Origin of the sequence: Prevotella nigrescens, from assembly GCF_031191185.1 — a bacterium.
GTDB classification, from domain to species: domain Bacteria; phylum Bacteroidota; class Bacteroidia; order Bacteroidales; family Bacteroidaceae; genus Prevotella; species Prevotella nigrescens.
Genome location: NZ_CP133464.1, coordinates 515,731 through 532,786 on the forward strand (window position 1 = coordinate 515,731; position 17,056 = coordinate 532,786).

At 42.2% G+C, this 17,056-nt stretch carries 15 protein-coding genes and 1 tRNA gene; 13 read left to right on the forward strand and 3 right to left on the reverse strand.

The window, feature by feature from the left end:
- Positions 1 to 12 precede the first annotated feature (12 nt).
- Complete coding sequence (pyrB, locus tag RDV52_RS01950) at positions 13 to 960, reverse strand: aspartate carbamoyltransferase (protein WP_004367665.1); 948 nt, start codon at positions 958 to 960, stop codon at positions 13 to 15.
- A gap of 175 nt (positions 961 to 1,135) precedes the next feature.
- On the opposite strand from pyrB, the gene RDV52_RS01955 reads away from it, so the two are divergent.
- From RDV52_RS01955 to RDV52_RS02020, 13 genes are all read left to right on the forward strand, one after another.
- Entirely contained in the window at positions 1,136 to 3,439 is a 2,304-nt protein-coding gene (locus RDV52_RS01955; RefSeq protein ID WP_004367664.1) for a transglycosylase domain-containing protein, read from the forward strand.
- Between the two features lie 30 nt (positions 3,440 to 3,469).
- Positions 3,470 to 4,405 carry a hypothetical protein gene (locus tag RDV52_RS01960; RefSeq protein ID WP_004367663.1) on the forward strand — a complete coding sequence of 312 codons (936 nt, stop codon included), beginning with the start codon at positions 3,470 to 3,472 and terminating at the stop codon, positions 4,403 to 4,405.
- A gap of 1,205 nt (positions 4,406 to 5,610) precedes the next feature.
- A complete protein-coding gene (locus tag RDV52_RS01970; RefSeq protein ID WP_040557243.1) occupies positions 5,611 to 8,217 on the forward strand; it encodes a peptidase associated domain and porin domain-containing protein in 2,607 nt (868 codons plus the stop codon).
- 13 nt (positions 8,218 to 8,230) lie between these two features.
- Positions 8,231 to 9,085, forward strand: coding sequence for a GLPGLI family protein (locus RDV52_RS01975; RefSeq protein WP_004367659.1), 855 nt, complete (start codon positions 8,231 to 8,233; stop codon positions 9,083 to 9,085).
- A 674-nt stretch (positions 9,086 to 9,759) separates the two neighbouring features.
- Positions 9,760 to 9,844 (forward strand) — tRNA-Ser (locus RDV52_RS01980).
- A 371-nt stretch (positions 9,845 to 10,215) separates the two neighbouring features.
- Entirely contained in the window at positions 10,216 to 11,442 is a 1,227-nt protein-coding gene (locus RDV52_RS01985) for a site-specific integrase (protein ID WP_050793656.1), read from the forward strand.
- A gap of 33 nt (positions 11,443 to 11,475) precedes the next feature.
- Positions 11,476 to 11,940 (forward strand): DUF1896 domain-containing protein, encoded by a 465-nt coding sequence (locus tag RDV52_RS01990; RefSeq protein ID WP_004367656.1) that lies wholly within the window; start codon positions 11,476 to 11,478, stop codon positions 11,938 to 11,940.
- Between the two features lie 138 nt (positions 11,941 to 12,078).
- On the forward strand, positions 12,079 to 12,426 hold the full coding sequence (locus RDV52_RS01995) for a hypothetical protein (protein WP_040557337.1): 348 nt from the start codon (positions 12,079 to 12,081) through the stop codon (positions 12,424 to 12,426).
- A gap of 353 nt (positions 12,427 to 12,779) precedes the next feature.
- Positions 12,780 to 13,211, forward strand: coding sequence for a hypothetical protein (locus tag RDV52_RS02000; RefSeq protein WP_040557335.1), 432 nt, complete (start codon positions 12,780 to 12,782; stop codon positions 13,209 to 13,211).
- Between the two features lie 22 nt (positions 13,212 to 13,233).
- A complete protein-coding gene (locus RDV52_RS02005) occupies positions 13,234 to 13,653 on the forward strand; it encodes a PcfK-like family protein (RefSeq protein WP_004367653.1) in 420 nt (139 codons plus the stop codon).
- Between the two features lie 4 nt (positions 13,654 to 13,657).
- Positions 13,658 to 14,932 carry a PcfJ domain-containing protein gene (locus tag RDV52_RS02010; RefSeq protein WP_040557242.1) on the forward strand — a complete coding sequence of 425 codons (1,275 nt, stop codon included), beginning with the start codon at positions 13,658 to 13,660 and terminating at the stop codon, positions 14,930 to 14,932.
- Positions 14,933 to 14,959: 27 nt separating this feature from the next.
- Positions 14,960 to 15,214: a hypothetical protein gene (locus RDV52_RS02015; protein ID WP_004367651.1), complete on the forward strand. Its 255-nt coding sequence runs from the start codon at positions 14,960 to 14,962 to the stop codon at positions 15,212 to 15,214.
- A 4-nt stretch (positions 15,215 to 15,218) separates the two neighbouring features.
- Entirely contained in the window at positions 15,219 to 15,452 is a 234-nt protein-coding gene (locus RDV52_RS02020) for a hypothetical protein (RefSeq protein ID WP_040557239.1), read from the forward strand.
- Positions 15,453 to 15,599: 147 nt separating this feature from the next.
- Here the strand turns inward: RDV52_RS02020 and RDV52_RS02025 are convergent, their stop codons facing one another.
- Positions 15,600 to 16,373: a hypothetical protein gene (locus RDV52_RS02025; RefSeq protein WP_004367649.1), complete on the reverse strand. Its 774-nt coding sequence runs from the start codon at positions 16,371 to 16,373 to the stop codon at positions 15,600 to 15,602.
- Between the two features lie 168 nt (positions 16,374 to 16,541).
- Positions 16,542 to 17,048 (reverse strand): glycoside hydrolase family protein, encoded by a 507-nt coding sequence (locus tag RDV52_RS02030; RefSeq protein WP_004367648.1) that lies wholly within the window; start codon positions 17,046 to 17,048, stop codon positions 16,542 to 16,544.
- Positions 17,049 to 17,056 lie beyond the last annotated feature (8 nt).

Here is a 17,056-nt window from a genome sequence, read left to right on the forward strand (position 1 = left end):
TCCATATTCTTCTTATTTTATAATGGTTGTATCTGTCTTTACTTTGTCCATTCCTATGCCGAGGCAGTAGGCAAAAATGGCTTCGCGGGCGAAAAGTCCGTTTTTGGCTTGCTGTATGTAATAGGCGTGCGGGTTGGTGTCTACGTCGTATGCTATTTCGTTCACGCGGGGCAGTGGGTGCAAGATGCGCATATTGGGCTTTGCAAGGTGCAGCATATCGTTGCGCAGAATGTAGACGTTCTTCACACGTTCGTATTCCATAAGGTCGGAGAAGCGTTCCTTTTGCACACGTGTCATATATAATATGTCGGCACCGGCAATAGCTTCGGGAGTGAAATCTTCCTGCTCCGTGTATCGAATGCCGTGCTGTTTGCAGAATATCTTGTATTCTTCGGGCATGGCAAGCTCGGCTGGTGCAATGAAGTGGAACGTAGGATTGAAGTGGCGCATCGCCATCAGCAGTGAGTGAACGGTGCGTCCGTATTTAAGGTCGCCGACGAGATAGATGTTCAAATTCTCTAATGTGCCCTGCGTTTGATTGATGGTATAGAGGTCGAGTAGGCACTGTGAAGGGTGCTGGTGGGCACCGTCGCCAGCATTCACAATAGGTACGGGCGACACTTCCGAAGCATATTGCGCTGCTCCCTCTATGTAATGGCGCATCACGATGGTATCTGCGTAGTTCGCAACCATCAGTATGGTATCCTTCAAAGTTTCTCCCTTGCTCACGCTCGATGCCTTTGCATCAGTAAAACCAATGACTTTCGCCCCCAAGCGGTTGGCTGCTGTCTCGAAACTAAGGCGTGTACGGGTGGAAGGTTCATAAAACAGAGTCGCTATAATGCGACCTTTCAATAGCTCACGGTTAGGATGCTTCTCAAATTCCTGAGCCATTCGAATAAGGTAGAGAAGCTGTTCCTTATCCAAGTCCTGAATGTTCACAAAGTTCTGTTTCTCCATTGTGTCATGTTGAATTGATCGTTTTCGAGCGTAAAGGTACACAATTTATTTACTACCAAAGAAGTTTTATAAAAGAAAATATAGATTAATTGCATTCTGAAAAAAACACTTCGGTTTTATTTTGCCTTCTCATCTATTTGCCTTATCTTTGCAACCTATAACACTATAAATAGGAATGCAAAGACACTTTGTACATGCTCTGTGGGCTATTTTAATATTTGTCATAAGCTCCACTACCATATTTTTCGTGTCGGTGTGGAACGGATGGATTGGTTATATGCCTGATATGGAAGAGCTTTCAAATCCCGTAGACAAGTTCGCTTCGCAGGTTTACTCTGCCGATGGCAAGCTTATCGGCACGTGGAATCAGGACAATGCCAACCGTGTGGCAATAGACTACAATAGCCTTTCGCCCCATTTGGTGCACGCTTTGGTGGCTACCGAGGACGAAAGATTCTATGAACACTCAGGCATAGACTTCATTGCGCTGGCACGTGCCGTGCTGAAACGTGGTGTCTTGGGGCACGACAATGCAGGTGGTGGTTCAACCATTACGCAGCAATTGGCAAAGCAGGTGTTCTCGGAAAAGGCACACAGCATGTTCGAACGTGCATTGCAGAAACCCATTGAATGGATTATTGCCGTGAAATTGGAGCGCCACTTTACGAAGGAAGAGATTATTGCGATGTATCTAAACTACTTCGATTTCCTTCATAATGCCGTTGGAATAAAGCGGGCAGCTAACATTTATTTCAGTAAGGAACCACGGCAACTCTCAGTTACCGAGGCTGCAACCCTCGTTGGGTTGTGTCAAAATCCATCATTATATAATCCTTTGCGACACGAAGAACGCTGTCGTATCCGTCGAAACATAGTGTTAGGGCAGATGTGCAAGTCTGGTTACATCACTCGCGAAGAATATAACGAACTTGTGCAGCGTCCGCTTGGCATAAAATTTTCAAAGGAAAAAAGCATCAAAGGTGCCGGCGATTACTTCCAGGCATTCTTGCGTCAGTATATGATGGAGAAGAAACCTGAACGCAAGAACTATCAGGAATGGCGCTTGCGCGACTTTGTGCTCGACTCTATTGCATGGGAAAAAGATCCTCTTTTTGGTTGGTGTAACAAGAATACGAAGCGGAATGGCGAAAACTACAACGTAAATACAGATGGCTTGCGCATATTTACCACCATCGACACACGTATGCAGCAGTATGCCGAACAGGCTGTACGTAAACATGTTGGTGGCTATCTGCAGAAAGAATTTAATATTGCTAATCGATATAAGAAGAATGCTCCATTCTCGACGAATATCTCGCGTAGTACCATAAAAGCCATTCTCAACCGTTCCTGTCGGCAGAGTTTAAGATACCTAAGACTGAAAGAACAGGGAGCGACACCCGACGAAATACGACGCAGTTTCCGTACGAAACACGAAATGACGCTCTTTACTTATCATGGCAGCGTGGACACTTTGATGACGCCAATCGATTCCATTCGATACTACAAATCGTTCTTGCGGGCAGCCTTTCTGAGTATGGAACCACACACAGGAGCCGTTAAGGCTTACGTGGGAGGGATTGATTACGACCACTTCAAATACGATATGGTTATGGGCGGACGGCGCCAAGTGGGTTCTACCATAAAGCCTTTTCTTTATGCGCTCGCCATGCAGAATGGCATGACACCGTGTACTACTGTCCTCAACGTGCAGCGTTCGTATGGCAACTGGACGCCCCGCAACGGCTCAAAGGCACGCTACGGGCAGCAGGTTCCGCTGCGCTGGGGACTGCAACAGTCGAACAACTGGATTTCGGCATACCTCATCAGTCTGCTCGGACCATCTCAATTTGTTAGTATTCTGCATGATTTCGGACTGAACAATCCTGATATCGACAAGAACACATCACCCGTTCTGTGTCTCGGACCATCGGAACTTTCGGTGGGAGAAATGTGCAGTGCATACACCACTTTCGTCAATCGTGGTGTTCGTTGCGCCCCTCTCTTCGTTACAAGAATAGAGGACAGCCACGGCAACATAGTAGCTAAGTTCCAGCCATTGATGAACGAAGTCATTTCGGAAGAAAGTTCTTACAAGATGCTCGACATGCTGCAAGCTGTCGTTCAAGGTGGAACAGGTGGGCGCCTGCGTTATCATTACAACCTCACAGGCGAGATTGGTGGTAAGACTGGAACCACAAACAAGAACTCCGACGGTTGGTTCATGGGCTTCACACCACAGCTTGTAAACGGCTGCTGGGTGGGCGGAGAAGACCGCGACATACACTTCGATGTTACTGCAATGGGGCAAGGTGCTACGATGGCACTGCCTATATGGGCTTATTACATGCAAATGGTTTATGCTGACAAGTCGTTACACTATTCACCAAAAGCCAAATTCGACATTCCTGCCCACTTCGATCCGTGCCATTCTACGGAGTCTATCTCTGTAAACGGCATACAAGAGGTCTACTTTTAAGATATACAACAACAAATCAAATATACAAATATGAAAGCAATCTTACTATCTGTCTTTATGATGGGCGCAGCGCTCACGGCAGATGCGCAGGCAACTGTAAAGGTAAACTTTAACAAAAACGACACCACTATGTATAAGGAGGTGGTAAAATTAGACATGAATCTGCCTATGGGACAGGGAAACAAGAAGATAACAATTACCAAAAATGTACGTTATGTAGTGCTTGATAAAACGGCTCAAGGCTACAAGATAGAATACAATGTGGCTGATATGGTGGTTGATGGAGACAAAGACATAGCAGACCAAGTACAGGTTGCAGGCAACAAATACCTGAAAGGGGCGAAGATGATACTGCAGACCAACACCGATGGAAAGGTTGAAAAGATACTCAATCTCGACGAAGTGGCTGCAGCAGGAAGCAAAAATGCCATCGCAGATATCGAGGAACAATATAAGAAAAACCCTACGCTGGAACAGGTTCTGCCTAAAGCAAAGCTTATGATGGCTATCAGTCAGCAGTTTGAAGAGAAGGCGCTTATAGACAATCTTAACGAAAACACCTTCCTTTACTATTACGGTAAGGATCTGAAAACCAACAATAAGGAAGACAGAACCAAGCAAGGCATAAAGTTTACTTCTACTTACACCGTAGCAAACAATGGCGGAAACACCGTAGTAACAACTAACCTGAAGGACAACATGACTGAAAGCGACGTGAAGAAGATGATGATAGACCAGATGAAAAAGATGGGTATGGGCGACGACATGACTTCACAGATTGACGCAAACTGGGGACAGATGAAGGCAATGGGTATGGCTAATATCAGTGCGAACGGTACTGATACCAACACTTTCCAGCCTAACGGTTGGTTGCAAACGCAGACAGGAAAAGCCACAACAAAGATGATGGGCATGGAAATGAAGTTCGATACACAAAGCGAGATAACATATAAGAACTGGAAATAGACGGTTCGTAATTTCCTAATGTAAATATTCATCGTTCGATGTTATTTTAATAGTAAATTATTTATTAGTATTGGGCACACTGTTAGGTGTGCCTTTTTTCGTGCATACTATTTGTTATAGCGTATTAACACATGTAGCTTAATCGTCTCGTATATGTTTTTTGTATCAAACACACATACGTCCTTGGTATATGTCTTCTCGTCTATTTCCTGCAGACATGCCGCAACGACCTTGATGTCCGTAAAGTTTTCCACACTTTTGATAATCAGTTTATTATGGGCTGCCCCCGTTATCACGCTCCGCACGCCTCTCAAAGAGAGCAAAGTCAGACTGCGCTTCCTTGATTTTGTCCGTATGGAAGAATGCAGAACTGTCCATTTTATGTTTTCAAAAGCTTTTTAGTCCATAGAGTTGTATTAATCATTGTTCCTACTCTGCGGGGAAGCAGATAAAAACACAAAGTCTTTCCATTCAGAAGTAATATCCAGCAATTAAGTAATATTCATCATTCATGAATTTACAGTTGTTTAATTTCTACATTCCATTGTGAGTCGGAACGAGCCTAAATCTCCAAGACGAACTGTGGAACTATTTCCCAATGTTTCAGATAAATGGCAAAGCAGTTTCAAATTCCCAATGAACATCGGGCTATTCTTATAAGGTTGGACTATGATCATGTTTTCTTTCGGCGGAATAAAGTAGAGAATCATGAAGTAGGTCTTTGGTCATGGAGCCAGTATCAACATCTTCTTTTTATACTTGCCGGAAAGACAAAACCAATAGTAAGAGAGTCTTCTGTAAGTCCAAGAAGTCAAAGCGATAGCCTTGCAGGGGAGAACTGCTGTACGTAAGTGGGTGTTTGAGTTCACCGCTTCACAGAGATTGCCTGTTCCGTAACGACATCTGTCGTAACTCCGTTACTACAACCGTCGTATCTTCGTTGCTGTAACTGTCGTAACTCCGTTGCGCCAATTGCCGTAACCCTGTTACGATTTTAGAACTTATTCAGAAGAGGAAACAAGGGAAAATAAAAAAGATAGAAGTTTTTTTCTTGGTGGTTAAAATTATTTTCCGTAATATTGCAGATGAGGTAGTAAAATCTACTAAGAATCTTGAATGTGTTATCTTCGGATGTAATGAATTACCAAGCATATTTACCAAGTGATTTTAACAGCAATGTTAAGCTGTTGCACAGAAAAAGGTTGATGAATAAAATATATGGAATCATACTTTTATTGCTCATTCCCTGTATGACGTATGCCCAGGCGGCACCGACTAAATTATGGGGAGAAGTGAAAAACACCTCTGGCGAGGCGATGGACTTTGCCAGTATTGTGGTGATTAATCCTAATCTGCCCAACAAGATACTCGCATCAACATATACAGGTGATGATGGCAAATATCAGATTACTGTACGTTGCGACTGTGACAGTCTGATGCTTCGTGTGTCACGGATAGAAATGAAGTCTGTTGTCATGAAGATACCCAACCGTTCGGGAGAATGCAATATTGAGACAGATGCAAAAACAATTGAGTTGCGAGAAGTTACAGTAAAGGCGAAGAAAGTGTATTCACGAGGCGATACCATTAATTATAACGTAGCTTCTTTCCTTTCTTCATCTGACCAGACCATCGCAGATGTCCTGAAGAAAATGCCTGGCATTACCGTTTCAAAGAATGGACAGATTTCTTATCAGGGTAAACCCATCAAGAATTTCTACATAGAGGGGCTTGACCTTATGAAAGGTCATTACGGCATTGCCACAAACAGCATAGATCCAAAGAATGTGGGGTCAGTACAAGTGTTAGAGAGCCATCAAGACATAAAAGCTTTAAAAGGGCTGCAACCAGAGGAGCAAGCCTCTATTAATATACGGCTGAAAGAGGGTGTGAAGGGAGTGCTCAACCTGATTGCAACGCTCGGAGGAGGATATGGCAATGAGACACTATGGAACAATGCTGCCATTGCCACCTATTTCAAGCGCAACAAGCAGTTTCTTGCCACATATAAAGGGAATAATAGTGGCGAGGATTTGTCGCAGGAACTTTATTCTTTCGACGAGGACTATTCACGGACGAGCACGATTTCCTCCATTACAATGCCATCTGTTCCGGGAATAGACAAACGTCTCTATTATTTCAATCGCTCACATAGCATCACTTTCAATAACGCTTATCGTGTTGGGAAGTTTGGCGAGTTGGGAGTCAATGCGGCGTATTTTCACGACAAAGACAAACGGAGTCATTGGTCGAACATCAGCAATATCCTGCCCGATGGTTCTCAGAATGTAGTCGAAGAGGTTATGACGGGAACGGTAAAGCAAGAAAAGGCTTATGGAGACATAAGCTACTTGGACAATAGAGACCAACACTATATGAAGGAGCAGGTGAAATTTGATTGGGACAGAACTCATGCCAATAGTCGAATAGTGGCAGGGGATAAACCCATTGACCAGTTGGGCATGGTTGATTCGTATCGTCTGCTCAATAAATTTCATCTCACTAATCGTAGTTCAGAATATAAGGGTTATGAATTTCTCTCTCTCATCAACCTTGAAAAGCGTCCTCATTCTCTTGCGGTTTCTCCAAATCTTTTTTCTGAAGTTATTCCAATCGGAGTGTTGGACCAGCAAGTAGACATTCATCATTTTTCCACAGAAAACAGCTTTTGTTTGCTTTCGGCATGGAGAATAGGCGAGGTAAACATACATCCTTCTGCCACTATAGATTACCAACATAACACATTGAGCAGCTCACTGGCAAATTTCAGAAATGATTTGAAGTTCAATTTCATCAATGCTGGATTTGGAGCAAGAGCTACATATAATAGAGAGAAGTTGTATGTCTCTTTCAATATGCCCATACGATACAAGTATTTCCAACTGGAAGATATAGTGAAAGGTCAAACGACAAAGAAATCCGGATTACGTGTAGAACCCAATATTTCCCTTACTTATAATATCAATAGTAATCATCAATTAAATTTGAACTCCAATATTTCATATTCTACTCCGATTATTGAGAATTTGTACACAAACAATATCCTTACCTCCTATCGACAGCTCTCTGCATACGACGTTACAGGATTGTTTGAGGGGCTTAGTCAATCTTCTTCTTTGGGCTATTCATTCAAGAATATCCTTACGATGACTTTTGCGGGAATTGATTTGTTATGGTATCATCAGAAACCCGAAGTGCTTTATGGCTCCTACTATGATGATATTTCCATGCGCACAATCAGCCGGCACACCAAAGAAAAAGCCAACACTTTTACGGCAAAACTCCACGGAAGTCAAGGGTTCGATTGGAAACAATTGAAAGTCGGTGCATCATTATCTTATTCTTATTACGACAATCCGTTGCTGTTACAAGATGTGGTGCTTCGATATACAGGCAGGGCTATAGCTGCAAATATGGACATCACTATTGCTCCATTCAAATGGCTCTCTGTTTCTTATCAAGGTGGGTATTATCAGATGGAGACACAACAAAATGAAAGACAACGCTTGCCCTGGTTGCGTACAGTAAACAACAGTGCTTCTTTGAATTTTACTCTGCCTGCTGGAATAATGTTCTTAACCTCTCTCAATCATTATTATAACAACTTCAACAGTGGGGACAAGTCATTTCTCTTGCTGAACGCAGAAGCAAATTACACCATCAAACGTTTTAGCTTTGCACTCTCTTGCGATAATTTGCTTAATCTTAAAACATATTCGTATTCGAATAAGTCGGCTCTCACCGAAACTCGCTCTGATTATAATATCCGTCCTCGCTCCATATTGCTGAAAGTTAGATTTAGAATAATATAAAACCATTTAAGATATGAAAAAGCTCTTTATTATCATTGTTTATATGTTCATGTCATTTACAGTTCATGCACAGATAACAGCTCCGTTTCCGCAAAACCTTCAAAAGAAGAGTGCTATTGACACGGCACGATACAAGGTTACATATAATTTGAAATATAAAAATCATCCCGCCGACAAAAATTATCTCAGCGACGTGCGCAATGTATATATAGGGAAACGTTATGTAAGAGATTTTAGCGACATCATATTCCATTTTGATTCACTCTGCACAGAAGCCTCCAGGCATGGAGCTGTGACACGAAGCAACATTCAAGGAAATCCATGGCCAATAGAATTAATCGTTGAAGGTGACAAAAAGGCAGACATTAAATATCGTATGCCACTACAAACTGGTGTGTTGAATTTCCAACAGGATCTGTCTCAGTTCAATTGGAAATTCATAGAGGGAACAAACACGATTATCGGCTACCCATGCTCGAAGGCGACAGTCTCGTTTGCAGGCAGAAATTATACGGCATGGTACACTCAAGAAATCCCGTTGCCATTTGGACCATATAAATTCGGTGGTCTCCCTGGATTAATTTTAAGAATACAAGATAGTGAAGAACAGTATATTTGGGAGGCTATTGGCTTTGAAAGATCAAACGCCCAGATATTGACATACAAATATGAAGGAGAGAAAAAATGCTCTGTAGAAGAAGCGAGTAAAACAATCGCTCGCATATTCAAATCACCGCTATCTTTCATCTCTGCAAGTATGGGCGGAGGAAAAATCACAATGCTTGATAAAAATGGAAAGGTAAAGAAATCAAATGATGCGGATAGTTATACCATTCCATACAAATCGTTAGAGATTGAAGATGAATAAAAATCAAATCGATCAATATATCAAAATCTGTTGTAAAACAACTGACATGTTTAATAAATTAAAATCATTTATTATGGAAAAGAACAGCATGGTTAAGCTCTCAAGAAGTGCTATGGGCGTACGTGAAATGTAACCGCATACAATTGGATTAATAAGACTTTTCCACTACAGGGACAATAAAGGACTATATACGCAAACATTTACGTCCTGTCCGATAAAAAAGAAAAAGTCTTTCTCCTTTAAGGAAAAAGTATTATTTCCAATAGAATATCCATAGATCACCGCCTGGCAGAGTTTAGTGGACAGAGACTATTGGTGATTGGAAAATGGATACCATTGTAGGAGAAGATGGCAAAAGGAACCATTGTTACCTCTCATAGAAAAGAAAAGTTATTATATGCTCATGAAGAAACTTAAGGAAAGCAAGCCTGATGTCCCTTTAACTGGGACTGTGGTAAAATGCTCAAAGGAGAGGTTAATTAGAAAGAATTATACGCAATTTTATACTTACTTATGGAATCCCGCCCCATTCCTCCTATCCTTGTTAAAAAATCTTTAAGTGAAAATATTCTACGTTTTTTTGTTTTTTATTTCAAAAAAACATTTTACCTTTGCACTCGCAATTGGGAAACAAGACAATTTTCCCCAGCAAAATGGTAATCACCATTATTTTAGGAGAGATGGTAGAGTGGTCGATTACAGCGGTCTTGAAAACCGCCGTGCTGAGAGGCACCGGGGGTTCGAATCCCTCTCTCTCCGCAGGAAGTACTCTGGAGAAGACTTCAGAAAACACTTCACAAAATCAGTAAGTATCGTAGCTTCAATAAGTTACGATACTTTTGTTTTATACTTACATGTTTTTTCAGAGTACGTAAGGAGGGTGCCGAAACGCCCAAAATACTCTCCTACGGTTACAATCTGGTTACAAAAAGATGAGCCGAATAAAAATTGTAACCAAGAGTACGTACAGAGATTGTTTAGAGTACTTATATGTTGCTGTTATTCAAATGATTATGTAGAACTTTGCAGTGGGATATATGGAAGTTCATTCCATCCATTTAGGCGATAAAATTCCTTTCGATGTGGAACAATTTCCCATGAATCCAGCTACAATTAAAAACAGTCAATGTATGAAATCAATTTTCAGAACAGTCTTCTATCTCAGAAGCAACTATGTAAACAAGGAGGGCAAGACCCCTGTGATGTTGAGGATTTACCTTAACAACGAACGGTTGTGCATAGGCTCAGCCGGGATCGCCGTTGAACAGAACCAATGGGACAGTACGCGAGAACGGGTGAAAGGACGCAATACCGAAGCCCTAAGCATGAACTTGCAGTTGGACAGCATCCAAAACGACCTGCAAACCATCTATCGCAAGTTGGAAATGACGGACGACCTGTGCTTGGAACGCATCAAGTCTGAGTATCTCGGCAGGCAGGACAATGTCTGCACACTCATGCAGCTTTTCGAGAAGCATAATACGGACATACAGGAACAGGTTGGTGTCTCGGTGAGTGTGGCAACGTTGCAGAAATACAACGTGTGTAAGAAACACTTTGCGGCCTTCTTGAACGAAAAGTACAAGCGTTGTGACATTCGCCTGTCTGAACTGACATTCACCGTCATTCATGATTTTGACATTTATCTGCGTACAACCGCTGGGCAGAATCCCAATACGGCCACGAAAACGATGAAGACTTTCAAGACCATCACCATACTGGGAAGGAAGATGGGCGCGTTGAACCACGACCCGTTCATAAATCATCATTTCCACTTGGAACCGGTAAACCGTGGCTTCCTCACAGACGAGGAAATCATGAAGATTGCCAACAAGGATTTCGGTATCAACCGCCTGGAACTGGTAAGGGATGTTTTCATCTTCTCTTGCTTTACAGGTCTGGCATATATAGACGTGTCCAACCTTACGCCGGACAACATCGTTACGCTTGACGACAAGCAATGGATTATGACCAAACGTCAGAAGACAAGCGTGGAAACCAATGTGCTGCTTCTTGACATTCCTAAGCGTATCATCACCAAATATGGGCATAAGACCTATCGGGACGGTAAACTCCTTCCGGTACTTACAAACCAGAAGATTAACGCTTATCTCAAGGAAATTGCCGACCTTTGCGGTGTCAAGAAGAACCTGACCTTCCACCTTGCCCGGCATACATTTGCCACCATGTCTTTGAGTAAGGGCGTTCCGATGGAAAGTGTATCGAAGATGTTGGGGCATACTAACATCAAGACCACACAAATATATGCCCGCATAACCAACAAGAAGATAGAGCATGATATGGAGCAACTCGCCGATAAGCTCGGCAAGTTCAATAAGGCGATGGGCATCCGATAATATAATAATGTATAACCCTAAACCAAGAAGATTATGACAACTAAGAAAGAACTATCCTACTTCCGTCTGAAGTTAGAGAACTACCTCAGTGAGCATTTCCCCGAAATGCTGAGTGACAAACCATTCATAACGGCAAGAGCCGACGAAGCTCTTACCACCTACTGCGATGCAGTGGCACAAGGCTTCTCGCATCCCGAAGCTGAGAGTATGGCAAGCGAAGTGTTGTATAGAGGACTGCATTTCTCAAAGTACGATACGCTTGTGTCTGTCTTGGAGAATGAGTTTGAGAAAGAACTGCCCTCTCCACTCCCCGAAAAGCTCTCCCCGATACTTCTGAAGAACAAGTCTGTGCAAAGCGTTTTCGACAAGTATGAGCTGACGGACAACTTCGGCGCAAGTCCGGAATATGAGAAACTCTACACCGAACTGACAGGAACAATCGTTCTGCTCATTGAGGTCAATGGTCTGCCAACGATAGGCGGTGAGAACATGACTTGATGTAACACCATCGGGAGCTTTTGTAGTTTCAAGAGCCAAGATAACCACTCTTCTCCACACACCAATAATTTTACAAACACTTGGCTTTGTGTGGAAGAGTATCTTGTTATTGCTCTTGAAACTATAAAAAGCTCCGATATGAATACAATCATCATGAATCAAGATGTCCACACACCTGCCTTCATCAAGGCAGACGCATCGAACAAAACCGATAAGAACAAGCAGCAGCCGACTTCTCCCAAGCAAGTCCGCCGCTTCGGTTGGACACGCTTCATCGAACTCACTACCTTGCTTTCCATCGTTATCGGTACTATTTGGCTTATCTCGAAGATTGTAACGCCACAAGTCGTAACTGCCATCTCAGTCATTGCAGGTTTTCTGATACTACGCTTTATAGTCAGGGTAATTCTAAAAGTAACAATTATGCTGCTGAGCATTCTCTTCTGGCTGGCAATTCTCTGTGCCATCCTGCTTTGCGTGCTTTGAGAAGCACGGCTCTGTAATACCTTTCATTTATCGTTCATTAGGTGGTTATCTCACATTTCGAGATAGCCACCTTTTCTATTTCCCACTATGGGCGTTGCACTTTCGCTTCCTTTCCAATGCTCCACAATATGCGAAATGAAGAAGACGGATGCTGTTCCCTTTTTATCCGCAAAGGTAGTACGGGGCTTGTGGCTTTCAAAAGGTCTGTGCCGCTTGGTTTGTCTGGAAAATCTCCACACCTACGGGTTGTATTTTCCGCCAAAACCTTGTGCAAGCCCACCCCGCTACCTCTATTTTGCTACAAAAAGGAATCAGCATACTCCGATCTTTGGACGCATAAAAAAAATGTCGCTATGGATAAGCAAAAAGTAAATACAACATCTTCGATGAACAGCAAAGGATATAGCTCCTCCTCTCATTACCGCATTAACCCTACGGCTGAAAAGAGTGAGCAAGTGTTGGCAATTAAGTTTGTACTATGGGACGTTCCCCCTTTGGAGAGCCTTTGTAATAGCAAAGTATATCTCCTACGTATGAAACTCAATCGTGGCGAACGTATGAGCCGTGAGGAAAAGAATTGGCTATGTGAGGCGGTGAACTCTAATACCTATTTCCGCACAGCCGTTCCCCTACAAGGCTATCGCTTTGACTTCTTTGATGTACTGAAGAAATACCTTGTCAATCAGTACGGACAATGGACAGAGTATTACGCACCCGACAGAACAAGCCTAAGAGCCTACCTATATGGGCGCATCAATCAAATAGTAGAAATTCCCAAGTATTAACAACATCAAAACATATACGACAATGAAAGGAACAGAACATTTCACACGGACAATAGCCGAGTATCTCAATCAGCGTGCTATGACAGACCCCTTGTTTGCCCCTAACTTGATGAAGCCGAACAAGAATATCGAGGAGTGCATCACCTACATTCTTAATGAAGTGCAGAAAAGCGGTTGCAACGGCTTTGATGATGATGAAATATTCTCTATGGCTGTTCACTACTACGATGAGGACGATATGGAGGTGGGTAAGGCTGTTTCTTGTCAAGTAGCCGTTAATCACGTTGTAGAACTCACAGAGGAAGAAAAAGCCGAAGCAAGACAAGAAGCCATTAAGCAATATCAGCGGGAGGAACTTGCCAAGATACAGAGCCGTAACGCACGAGTGAAAAAGACCGAGAACGCAGCAACCCAAGTACAACCATCACTATTTGATTTTTAAGCCTATGAAACCGAGAAACAAATTTGAAAAGGCGGTTTTGGAACAAAGCAAGCATCTTCGCCCGATAACCAAGCAACAAAGCAGATGGGCTTTCCGTGAGTGTATAGACCACTTTGCCTACCGCCTGCCCAAAGGTCGCACCACTTGTATGGATTGTGGGCATAGTTGGACAATGGAAAAGCCAACGGACATCTGCACCTGCCCCCATTGCAGGGCAAAGTTGCTGGTCAGGGAAACCTTTGAGCGTAAATTGCAGCAGAAGCGATATTTCACTACGCTTACCGCTTGCGGAGAGTACCAAGTATTACGTATGTTCCTCCTCGTGGCTGAAATGGAGAAAGGCTGCAAGGCTGAACACTATGTGCTTGAAATCGGGCAGTATTGGTGGAATGCACAAGGACGGAAAGCATTGGTTGCCATACAACGTATATTGGGACATTATGTTGATACATTTTCCTTTTGTGCTCCTATGGCAATCCGCAACGATAACGAAGCCTACCAATATGCAGCCTATTCGCAGATATATCCTAAGTTCAAGGTTACAGACACACTCCGCAGGAATGGTTTCAAGAATGATTTTCACGATATAGCCCCGACAACACTCATTTCGGCATTGCTTTCTGACAGCCGTGTAGAAACATTGATGAAAGCAGGACGGATTGAACATTTGCGCTATTTTCTCAATAGCCCTCGAGACTTTGACAGTTACTGGAAGTCCTACAAGATAGCCAACCGAAGCGGATATGAAATAACCGACATTTCTCTATGGTGCGACTATGTGGACACACTCCGCAGATTGGACAAAGACACTCACAGCCCGAAATACCTTTGTCCTGCCAACCTCAGAGCCGAACACGACTGCAGACACGAGGAACTTCTCAGACTGCGTGAAAGGGAGGAGATAGAACAGAAGCAGCAGAAGGCAATCGAAGATGAAAAACGTTTCCGAGAACTTAAATCCAAGTTCTTTGGCATCGCTTTCACGGACGGCACTATCCAAGTCCACGTATTGGAGAGCGTGCAGGAACATTTGGAAGAAGGTGTATCAATGCACCATTGCGTATTTTCTAATGCATACTACCTTAAGGAGGACTCCCTTATCCTCTCGGCTACCATTGAAGGCAAGCGAATAGAGACCATTGAAGTATCATTACGAACTTTGGAAGTGGTGCAAAGTCGTGGGATATGCAACAAGAACACAGAATACCACGAACAGATAGTAAATCTTGTCAATGCCAATCGAGGTCTTATAAGCCGAAGAATGAAAGCAACAGCATAAAGTATGAACCATTAAATTATCAGAGATATGAAAGCAGAGATAGAAAACATCATCTATAACTATGCGGACGAGATACCGCATATTCTCATTAGGGTTATTAATGCAATAACCCTATCCGACACCAAAGAGGAGTTAAGGGCGGCTATCAACAAAATAGCCAAAGAAACGGAGCTTGACAAGTTCTTTGCCTATGGCTATGGCGCACATCACTTTTGGCTCACACATCGCAAATTATCTAATGGAGAGCCAAAGGAATACAGATTATTAAAAGTTGAATTTTAAGATTATGAAGAAGAAAGTTTACAGAGTACGGACACAATACATCTTCGAAGGAGTGTTTGATTTGGTTGCGGAGAGTAAGGAAGAAGCACGGCAAAAAGTCCTGCAAGATTGTGGGTTGGTTATGGGTGGAAGTATTCACAGCACTTTACCCGATGATGAAATAAATTGGGCTTTTGACAAACACCCCAACAAACGAATAGACAGAATAACGAAAGTGCAAAAATATCCTTCTGAATAATAGTAAAAGCCACGCAAACCGAAAATTTGCGTGGCTTCTTTTCTTTCTCTTTGAACGAGTAGGCGACCAAAGAAAAGAAGCAAAAGAAAGTCGCAAAAACTTTTTGTTATACTTGAAGTTTTCTTGAAAAAGTTATTGCCAGGTAAGCTACATAAAATTATTTATAAGTTCTTTGTATTCCTCCTGTCTTTCTTTAACAACAAAAAATTCTATAAATTCCAACAATGCAGTCTTAAAATGTTCTTGATTTATTTTTAATAAACTAGTGGAAGCGTTAGTTGAAGTATTTAAATCTAGTATGCAATCAAAATCCGCTATAATGTATTCAATTTCATCATTTAATGGATTTACCCTAAAGAAGAATGCGTCTGAGTATAATTCGATCTTATAAGAAGTTGCCTTTTCCAAATCTTTTTGGGAACTGCTACAAAAGGATTTAAGATTACTTATACACTGTATCTTATTGTTATAGACTTTACCTTCAGCACCAATAGCAATCTTTTTCTTCCGCATTTGTTCAACAATCTCATCAGATTCATTTGATCGAATCATTTTGAAAATACAACTAAAGTCAAACTCTTTGCATTGTTCACGTTCCAAGGGAGTAAGACTTTCAGAATTAATGTACTTTAGAAATACATCTCCACAATTCTGGTAATTTCTAATGGTATTAGGACTCACAAAATATCCTTTTGACGTATCAGCATTTAAATCCTCTGCTTCAATTTCATTATCATTTACTTTAACATACCTATTCAGAGTTGGTAAACCAGCTTTGAATACAAGGTCATAAGTTGCAATATTGGCATCTACATTTCTGCCATGCTTTCTGACAACGGATTTTTCTTGACCATTATCACTTGTTGAAATCCGCTCTACTCTCCAATGGGCTCCTTTACCTATTATATCTATTGGTATCATCGCAAAATAAGTTGACTACATCCTAATAAAATATTTTTATACAACTAAATATATGTCGCTATATCTAATTTTAGCAAATTTACTCATTCATAGCGAAAAATGCGAATAAAACGGTAAGAAAATGCCCTTGCAGGCGAATAAAATTTAAGGGAAGCATACTTCGTGAAGTCAGGGAATATAAAATAAGGCAAACTCCACTTGTCGCCGTTTGACTAACCCACTCAAAACTTTTCCTTTGTACCGGCAGAACGAAACATACTCTCGATAGAAGTTCCTGTCTCCAGCCTCTATCTTTCGTAGCAGCCTACTCTTGGGGTGCTTTCCATAACCAAGCAATCGCCCCACACCCACATTATAGGCAAGTAGGCTGAGTAGCAGTGCATCCTTACCATAGCCTTTGAAGTGTTCAAAGCATTTCCAAAGGTCGGCACGAAGCAGGGAGTCTGCCTGCCGTTCCGTCATATCTGCCGTAAAGTGCTCTCTCCGTTGCAGCTGATGTCCATATCCAACATACGGATAATTCTTCCAGCCGTGCAGTCCCTCAAAGTATTTCACAACAACTACTGCACGCTCAAAAGGTGGCAAGTCTGTTAGCCGCACCCTGCGCTGAGCAAGGGTCGGCTGACAGAACAGGCAGAATACACAAAGTAAAATGAAAGAATTTATCGTTCGCATCAATTACG

Excerpts from the sequence above, each read along its gene's own strand:
- RDV52_RS01960 (WP_004367663.1), top strand. The coding sequence starts at position 3,470 with ATGAAAGCAATCTTACTATCTGTCTTTATGATGGGCGCAGCGCTCACG.
- RDV52_RS02005 (WP_004367653.1), top strand. The coding sequence starts at position 13,234 with ATGAAAGGAACAGAACATTTCACACGGACAATAGCCGAGTATCTCAAT.
- RDV52_RS01985 (WP_050793656.1), top strand. The coding sequence starts at position 10,216 with ATGAAATCAATTTTCAGAACAGTCTTCTATCTCAGAAGCAACTATGTA.
- RDV52_RS02015 (WP_004367651.1), top strand. The coding sequence starts at position 14,960 with ATGAAAGCAGAGATAGAAAACATCATCTATAACTATGCGGACGAGATA.
- RDV52_RS01970 (WP_040557243.1), top strand. The coding sequence starts at position 5,611 with ATGAATAAAATATATGGAATCATACTTTTATTGCTCATTCCCTGTATG.
- RDV52_RS02025 (WP_004367649.1), bottom strand. The coding sequence starts at position 16,373 with ATGATACCAATAGATATAATAGGTAAAGGAGCCCATTGGAGAGTAGAG.
- RDV52_RS02000 (WP_040557335.1), top strand. The coding sequence starts at position 12,780 with ATGGATAAGCAAAAAGTAAATACAACATCTTCGATGAACAGCAAAGGA.
- pyrB (WP_004367665.1), bottom strand. The coding sequence starts at position 960 with ATGGAGAAACAGAACTTTGTGAACATTCAGGACTTGGATAAGGAACAG.
- RDV52_RS01975 (WP_004367659.1), top strand. The coding sequence starts at position 8,231 with ATGAAAAAGCTCTTTATTATCATTGTTTATATGTTCATGTCATTTACA.
- RDV52_RS01990 (WP_004367656.1), top strand. The coding sequence starts at position 11,476 with ATGACAACTAAGAAAGAACTATCCTACTTCCGTCTGAAGTTAGAGAAC.
- RDV52_RS01955 (WP_004367664.1), top strand. The coding sequence starts at position 1,136 with ATGCAAAGACACTTTGTACATGCTCTGTGGGCTATTTTAATATTTGTC.
- RDV52_RS01995 (WP_040557337.1), top strand. The coding sequence starts at position 12,079 with ATGAATACAATCATCATGAATCAAGATGTCCACACACCTGCCTTCATC.
- RDV52_RS02030 (WP_004367648.1), bottom strand. The coding sequence starts at position 17,048 with ATGCGAACGATAAATTCTTTCATTTTACTTTGTGTATTCTGCCTGTTC.
- RDV52_RS02010 (WP_040557242.1), top strand. The coding sequence starts at position 13,658 with ATGAAACCGAGAAACAAATTTGAAAAGGCGGTTTTGGAACAAAGCAAG.
- RDV52_RS02020 (WP_040557239.1), top strand. The coding sequence starts at position 15,219 with ATGAAGAAGAAAGTTTACAGAGTACGGACACAATACATCTTCGAAGGA.